At 60.3% G+C, this 6,815-nt stretch carries 12 protein-coding genes; 10 read left to right on the top strand and 2 right to left on the bottom strand.

What is annotated here, in order from left to right; genetic code table 11:
* Window positions 1-135 precede the first annotated feature (135 nt).
* From QQJ84_RS08055 to QQJ84_RS08090, 8 genes are all read left to right on the top strand, one after another.
* Window positions 136-480 carry a DUF2958 domain-containing protein gene (locus tag QQJ84_RS08055; RefSeq protein ID WP_284257618.1) on the top strand — a complete coding sequence of 115 codons (345 nt, stop codon included), beginning with the start codon at window positions 136-138 and terminating at the stop codon, window positions 478-480.
* A gap of 83 nt (window positions 481-563) precedes the next feature.
* On the top strand, window positions 564-800 hold the full coding sequence (locus QQJ84_RS08060; protein WP_284257619.1) for a hypothetical protein: 237 nt from the start codon (window positions 564-566) through the stop codon (window positions 798-800).
* Window positions 797-1,183: a hypothetical protein gene (locus QQJ84_RS08065; RefSeq protein WP_284257620.1), complete on the top strand. Its 387-nt coding sequence runs from the start codon at window positions 797-799 to the stop codon at window positions 1,181-1,183. The genes QQJ84_RS08060 and QQJ84_RS08065 overlap by 4 nt, the downstream gene beginning before the upstream one ends.
* Window positions 1,180-1,512, top strand: a complete 333-nt coding sequence (locus QQJ84_RS08070) for a hypothetical protein (protein ID WP_284257621.1) — start codon at window positions 1,180-1,182, stop codon at window positions 1,510-1,512. The genes QQJ84_RS08065 and QQJ84_RS08070 overlap by 4 nt, the downstream gene beginning before the upstream one ends.
* Window positions 1,496-1,789 carry a hypothetical protein gene (locus QQJ84_RS08075; protein ID WP_284257622.1) on the top strand — a complete coding sequence of 98 codons (294 nt, stop codon included), beginning with the start codon at window positions 1,496-1,498 and terminating at the stop codon, window positions 1,787-1,789. The genes QQJ84_RS08070 and QQJ84_RS08075 overlap by 17 nt, the downstream gene beginning before the upstream one ends.
* Window positions 1,786-2,019 (top strand): hypothetical protein, encoded by a 234-nt coding sequence (locus QQJ84_RS08080; RefSeq protein WP_284257623.1) that lies wholly within the window; start codon window positions 1,786-1,788, stop codon window positions 2,017-2,019. The genes QQJ84_RS08075 and QQJ84_RS08080 overlap by 4 nt, the downstream gene beginning before the upstream one ends.
* A 59-nt stretch (window positions 2,020-2,078) precedes the next feature.
* On the top strand, window positions 2,079-2,456 hold the full coding sequence (locus QQJ84_RS08085) for a hypothetical protein (protein WP_284257624.1): 378 nt from the start codon (window positions 2,079-2,081) through the stop codon (window positions 2,454-2,456).
* Window positions 2,453-3,163 (top strand): Fic family protein, encoded by a 711-nt coding sequence (locus QQJ84_RS08090; RefSeq protein WP_284257625.1) that lies wholly within the window; start codon window positions 2,453-2,455, stop codon window positions 3,161-3,163. The genes QQJ84_RS08085 and QQJ84_RS08090 overlap by 4 nt, the downstream gene beginning before the upstream one ends.
* Before the next feature lie 437 nt (window positions 3,164-3,600).
* On the opposite strand, the gene QQJ84_RS08095 is transcribed toward QQJ84_RS08090, so the two are convergent.
* Both QQJ84_RS08095 and QQJ84_RS08100 read right to left on the bottom strand, forming a co-directional pair.
* Entirely contained in the window at window positions 3,601-3,951 is a 351-nt protein-coding gene (locus QQJ84_RS08095; RefSeq protein WP_284257626.1) for a hypothetical protein, read from the bottom strand.
* Between the two features lie 532 nt (window positions 3,952-4,483).
* A complete protein-coding gene (locus QQJ84_RS08100; RefSeq protein WP_284257627.1) occupies window positions 4,484-4,717 on the bottom strand; it encodes a hypothetical protein in 234 nt (77 codons plus the stop codon).
* Window positions 4,718-5,053: 336 nt separating this feature from the next.
* Between QQJ84_RS08100 and QQJ84_RS08105 the strand changes: the two genes are divergently transcribed.
* Together QQJ84_RS08105 and QQJ84_RS08110 are read left to right on the top strand one after the other, a co-directional pair.
* Window positions 5,054-5,659, top strand: a complete 606-nt coding sequence (locus QQJ84_RS08105; protein WP_284257628.1) for a hypothetical protein — start codon at window positions 5,054-5,056, stop codon at window positions 5,657-5,659.
* Window positions 5,660-5,881: 222 nt separating this feature from the next.
* The gene (locus QQJ84_RS08110; protein WP_284257629.1) at window positions 5,882-6,463 is read left to right on the top strand and encodes a Uma2 family endonuclease; all 582 of its coding nucleotides are present in this window, start codon (window positions 5,882-5,884) and stop codon (window positions 6,461-6,463) included.
* Window positions 6,464-6,815 lie beyond the last annotated feature (352 nt).

A 6,815-nucleotide genomic window follows, 5' to 3' on the forward strand; every position in this document is an offset into this window, starting at 1 on the left:
GCGCGCCCTGCGCCGCTCATTCCGAAAGCGAACCAGCTACTGCCCTTAATCGCAAACCCGGCATCCATGCCGGTTTTGATGGCAAGCCCTACATGTGCGGGACTTGCCCCATCCAAAACCAACCAGGAGATTCCCATGCAGTTACTGACTCCCGAACAACGCGAGACCATGCTCGCCAATGGCCGCCACTACCAGAGCGATCCGGATTTTGAACCGAAGCCCGTGGTTAAACTCTTCACGCCATGGGGCGCCTGCACCTGGCTGCTCACCGACCTTGATCCAGAAGATGAGGACATCGCAAGTGGACTTTGCGATCTCGGCTTTGGTGAGCCGGAAATCGGCAGCGTCCGCATCTCCGAGATCGAGAGTATTCGCGGGCCAGGCGGCCTACGTGCCGAACGCGACGCCAACTTCGTCGCCAATGAAACCATCGGCGCCCACGCTGCCCGCGCCCGCATCGACGGGCAAATCCTCACCTAACCTGATTTGCCCCTCACGCCATTTCCGTCAACCCGGCCCGGACCGCAATCAGCGTCCGGGCCGTTTTCTTATGGAGCATCCCCATGACCGAAAAATCCAACATTCGCCTTCGCTACAGCTCAGTCGATGGTTGCACGAAGAAACAGAGCTTCACCTCGCTCGCGGACGCCCAGCGCTTCGCGCATCACTGGATCGGACCCCATCCCGAAATCGGCCGCACCTACGCCATCAGCGGCGACGGCATTGGCAAGATCGAAGCCGCCGGCGTCACGCTTGCCGCTTTGTTCCCCGAGCCGGGAAGCAGGGATCAGGTATCATGAAAATCCCGCAGCATGTTCCTATGGACGACGACACGATCATCATCATCGATGGAATTTCCACCATCACGTGGTCTGGCTTTTTGCGGGTCAATTTCTTCGAACCGGAGGAAGCCGAGGAAATGCGGGCCGCCCCCCAGGGGCGCGGCGAATACCACGGGGGAGGGGGAGCAGCTGCGGAATTCCACCTCACCCTGCTGACGCACAAGGTCACTGAATTTAATTTGTGGGAAGTTGAAAAACTTCCTGTCAACCAATCTGTGCTTTTTACCGGACTGGCCCCCGATGACCTTACCTGCGAAACCAGCAGCATCGGTCTGCGGCTCGGGCGTGCTTTTGCGCTTAGCCAAATCCACTCTGGCACTCAAATCAGGACGACCGCATGACCGACGATGCGCTCAGGTCATTCTTTGACGAGTCCCGCTCCCTCCTGGAATCTCACGGCTTCAAGCTCGCCATCCCAGAGGGTATCGACATCGCCTTCTGGTGGGAAAAACGCCTTGCCGATGGCTCGACCGTCTCGATTACCTATGGCGATCAGGAGCCGTTCGGCGCCCCCTCGTTTCCAGACTGGTCGCTCTCCCATGGGTTTTTGGACGGGGGCGACTTCGCAATTACAGTGGGCCTCACCCTCCCGGAAGCCCTTGCGCAAGCCGTAGTCTTCGAGTGTGGCGTCACTTCTGTCGTTGGAGGGAGCCATGGACACATCCACTAAATGCGCCATCTTTCAAACCACGGATGGCCGCTTACGGCTCGATCGGATTTCCGGCGAGCGGGCTTCTCCCGTCGCCTACGCAAGTCCAGTCATCGACCGCAAAGGCGCGATCACCGGCGGGCAATTACAACCGATCGTCGTGGTGCAAGGTTCCCGCAGCAAGGTTTGGCCGGATGCCACCGAGGCTCTCGCCTCGACTAAACTCCTGACGGTGGCGGCGCTGCGACGCCTCATTCATGAGGTATGCGCAACAGCCACCGCAGGAGCATTGCTATGAACTACATCGCGCGCTTGCAGGGCGAGGCCGACGCTGCTCATGCGAAGATAGCGGCAAAAGATCAGGCCATCCAGGCGTTTCGGGTGCATCTGCACGGCGAAAAGTTCCGAGGTTTTGAGCCCGATGGCTCTCGAAAAGACTGGATTGCGGTCGCCGACGTCCTGGCATGGTTAACCATCATCAAAGATGCTGAGCCCGGACAGGCCGATGACGCCGTGGAACCGGCATGAAAAAATGGCCCTGAGCCGCGAAATCTGCTATTGCTGATCCCAAGTCCTGGAGATCAGTCATGAACGACCTGGTTTTCCGCTCGGAAGCCAAGATCAGCGCCCGTGATTTCACCTCTTTCTCACTCGAAAAGAGCCTTTCCATGAGTGTCACTCAAAAAACATCGGCAGCGTCGACGCTGCGCCACGACATTACAACTGCCATCGACACTGGCGTCAACGTCGCGGCATTCATTCGTGACCTCGCAGGTCGACATGGTGTCAACTTCGTTGAATCTGATCTCGACCGGTTCGCGGCGGCGGCCTCTCGCCTCTCGGATGCCGAGGTTCAGCCTGACGAAACCGCGGATCTGCTCCTTGCCATCTACCGTGCAGGCGTGATCTCGAATGACGAGAACATCGCGCTCTACAACGCTCATCTGCGCCAGACGATTGGATGACTTTCGATCCTTTTGGGGATTTTGATACAAAAGGATATTTGCGCAACCGCTTTGCGGACAAGCTGCCGGAAGTCGTCAAACTCAAAGAGCATGATACTTTCCGGCGCCATCTCGGCGACGCGCTTGCCGCACTTGCCGCGCGCCCGTCTCTCAACTACCGCGACGTGCTCGATACTCATCGCCGCCTGTTCACGGATTATTATCCCTCGGCCGGGCAGGATCGCGCCGTGATTCTTCCCGATCAGGCCGTTGGCAAGGCAGGACGTTACGACCTTTTCGCTCACCCGCTCGATTGCCAGCGAGCCGTCGAACACGGCCTGATTCTCGGACAACAGATCGCCACCATGCGCCAAAAACCCGGAGAAGTGATTGGGTTATTGGCCTTCGGCCATCCCTTCCTCGAAGGCAATGGGCGCGTTCTGATGGTCGTTCACAGCGATCTCTCCAGACGGGCCGGGATGCATATTGAATGGGAGAAGGTTGAGAAAGAACCATACATCGCTGCCCTGACCATGGAGCTCGAAGGGCCAGGAGCAGGCCGCCTGGATACTTTCCTCGCCCCTTTTGTCCGGGATGGTGCCAAACAGCCCGCACAGACGGCAACGTTGATGGCACGCAATCCCGGCCTCGGGCGATCTTCAGCATCTAAACCAGGTACAAGCGATGACTCCTCACCGACGCCTCGGCAATCCGGGCCATCGCCATAGCCTGAACTCTCTTATTCAATGGCTCCCGCATTTTTTCGGAAATGCGGGAGGGATCGGCGTGTTCTGACTAAGAATGGCCCCGGCTTCATCGGCAGCCAAGCCGCCCACGGGTCGCCACTGACACTAATGACTCGGGCGCCCGGCGCGTCTGCGCGGCCTGGGCGGTCCTGGTGCCCCATGCCGCGTCTGGGCGGGTTTCAGCCCCTCCCACCGCCTTGGCGGGCCGTTGCCCGGTTCGCCGCCTCGACAAGCCAGGCCCCCGCCTCCCGCGTGTCAAACGGCACCCATGGCTCGTGCATCTCCACCAAGGTCAAAGCCCGGCATTGGCCACGAGCAATCTCGCAAAGCCGGTTTGCCTCCAACGCTGCTCGGGCCGAGACATTTAGATGATGGTTGGCACGGCGGCCCAGTGCGAACGCGTTCAACTCCTCCTTTTGCTAGGCATCGATCGCCATACGGCTCGCCCGATACGCTTCATCAGCCAGCCGCTTCGCCTCGATGCAAGCCGCAATCGCCGGCGCCAGCACTTCCTCACGCAACGCCGTGAAGAAGTTCCGGCGGGTCGCATTGCTCTCCGGCTCGACCATCGCCGCGAGATTTTGCGCCATGTCCCGATCCGCCGCGTCCCGTAGATCCGGATCAAAATCCTCGATCTCAAGAGCCTCGACCAGATGCGGAATCATCCGCCAATCCGGCGCCAGGTCACACATCATCTCATAACTCGCACGCGCACGCTTCTCGACGGGGAAGCGGACTAGATTTTCGTGCCAAACACCTTCGATAAGCATCGCAAGACCTCCTGTTGATGCGTCAAGCATAGAAGAATCGAAGACCAATCATCAAGCGATACCCTGTTGAAAATAGAAAATTTTGTTTCTCGTGGCGCTCCCGCGTCGCTTCTTTATCCGGCCGCCCGCCTGTCACCCTCCCAATCCTGGGGCGGGTCTGAAGAACTCCCGGCCTGGCCGTGTTGCGGCGGTTCCGGCTTTCCTTTTTGGCCGGGCTGCTGCCGTCGCACCTTGATGCGGCTGGGCAGCTTGTCGTGCTTCCATTCGCCCGATTCTGCAATGAATCTCACCGCACCTGTTGCGCTGGAGACGACGGATCTGCACCCGCCTCGCGCGGCCTGTGCGGAATGCCTGGCTTTAAGCATCGAGCCTTTCTATTCTCCTGTCTGCGCCGCATCATCATTGCGCATCGGGTGGGTTCTCTGCCTCAACCTTGTTGCCTCCAAAATCCCGGCAAGGCGGAATCCGACTGACCGCCGGTAGACCGGCAGGTGTTACCCTGGCCCTTCTCGGGACGGGCGCGGTTGCGTGGCTACCGATCAATCCGAGTTTTCCCGGATCGAAAATCTTCTGGCTCCAGCTCATCGTTTTTGCCGAAGCGGCGCGGGATGCGGCCGGGCAATGCTGGCATGTTCCCGCCTGCGAGTTTGGTTTGGCGCCCCTTGCACGCGGCATGAAAGCGGGGAGGGTCCTCGTATGCTTTCGGCGCCTTCGCCACACCGAATGAACCTGATTGCAATAATACAAATACAGCGGTCTGTTCCATGCCGGGATCGTCTTCGGTTCGCGCGGTCTAAGCCCCGTTCCGCCCGGCCTCCATCCCCGATTTGCAAGCAAATCGCCTGCGGTGGCGCGTCTGCTCGCTGTGGACCGGTAGCCGGTCGGCTCCGCCGTCCGCCTGCCGTTCCACGCCAGCGCAAAGCCAAGTTGCCCGGATCGCAGCCCAAAAGAAGGGCCGCGCTCCGCTCAACCCGGCTTCGCTTCGACCGAGCACACACGCCAGGGAGGATGCCGCTCGGCCCGGGTCTTTTTTCGACAGCACCGAAGACGATGCCGGCATGGGGCCGACAGCTTCGGATTATTGAGAAGGTTCATTTTTATCATGGCTCAGAAACCCAACACCAAAACTTCGAACGTCCCCGCTTCCAAAGCCGCGCCGCGCACCCAGGCCAAACCCGCCTACACGCTGGAACGCGCCATGCTCCTCTGCCCGAACGCAAACCTCGCCGCCAATCTGGAACGGACTTTCGCGCTGGACGCCGTCGATTACAACGAAATCCGTGAAACCACCGAGGAGATGATCGGCACCCACGCCAAGATCCTCGCCCCCATCGATGAACGGGCCATCGAAATCCACCTGCAGCGCATCGTCGGCTCTTTCGTCGGCTCCGCCTGCGCCGCCGGGGAGTTCTACAGCGCCAAGGTCTCGGACGCGAAAAACCTCACCAGCAAGCTCGGGAATGACGATCGCGACGAAGACCGGGAGCCGATCTACGGTCTCGAAAGCAAAGCCCAGCGCGCCCGCGAATTCGCAGCGAAGGCCGGGATGCAAGCCTACGGGCTCCTCGCCGCAGCCCAGGGGGCGGTCGACGCCTTCGCCGCCGTGACCGGCTCCGACTGGAAACCTTACCAGCCGGCCCAACCCGCCGCCCAGGGCGTGACGCGTCAGGCAGCCAAAGCGGAAGTCGACGCCTTCGACGTCCGCTAAAAGCAGCAGGGGCGGGGTCTCAAACCTCGCCCTTTTTTTGTCGGGTGCCAACTCCACCACAGAGGGGCACGCTCGGGTCAGCTGCGCAGGCCCGCTCCGGCGCAGAGCCTGCGGCTCCGCCCCGATCGCAGACCGGCACAGCAACCTCTCATGCCGGTGAACCGGTGAACAACCTGTCAAAAAATGGAGAAACTCACGCCAAATCGTGCTAAGTAACAACCCATGAACATCGCGCTCCGCAAGTCCTGGACCCAAGACGAATTCTTTTCTTGGGCACAAAGCCAGGAGATCCGCTACGAATTCGACGGCTTTCAGCCCGTGGCCATGACGGGCGGAACCCTCAACCACAACCGGATTTTTGGCAATCTTTTCACCGGCCTGAAGACTAGGCTGAGAGGAGGAACGTGCGTACCACTTGGTCCCGACGCTGGCGTCGAAACCGTCAATGACGCTGTCCGCTACCCTGATGCGCTGGTAACTTGCACCAAATTCGACGGCGGAGCTCACAAGGTTCCAGGGGTCGTGGTGGTCTTCGAGGTTCTCAGCGCCACCTCCGGCCGCATCGACCGGATCGTCAAGGTGCGGGAATACGCGGCCGTGTCCAGCATCCGCCGCTACGTCATCCTCGAATCCACCAGCGTAGGGCTCACCGTGTTTGAGCGTGGTGAGGCTGATGAGATCTGGCGTACCACCGTTTTGACCGCTGAAGACGTCCTCCGCATGCCCGAAATCGGCATCGAGATCCCGGTGACGGATATCTACGAAGACATTACCTTCCCTGATCAGGAAGACGCCCAGGTTTAAGAGCCGCCGGCTGGGTTGCTTTCGTTAGCCATGCCCGCCGGCTGGGTCCGCAGATGTTCAAGGGCGCATTGGATTTCCTGCGCGCCACTGTGCCGCCTGCGATGACTGCCCCCGGTCTACCGTCGGTGCGGTGGTGGGTCCGCTTGCAATTCTGCCCTGGGTGGCTTTGCGACGGTCTGCTTCTCGATCAGAATTTTGAATACCGGAAATTCGGCTAAAGGCCGGGTCGGTGATACCGGCCTGACCGCTTCCTGGCGGGCACCCCAGAAAAGCGGCCATTCCCAAGTCGTGGAGAGTTTCGGGCGCCTCTTGGCGTACGAAAGTCCCCGAGGAACGAACCCGCGGTCCAGAG

Origin of the sequence: Acidocella aquatica (assembly GCF_030160635.1) — a bacterium.
GTDB classification, from domain to species: domain Bacteria; phylum Pseudomonadota; class Alphaproteobacteria; order Acetobacterales; family Acetobacteraceae; genus Acidocella; species Acidocella aquatica.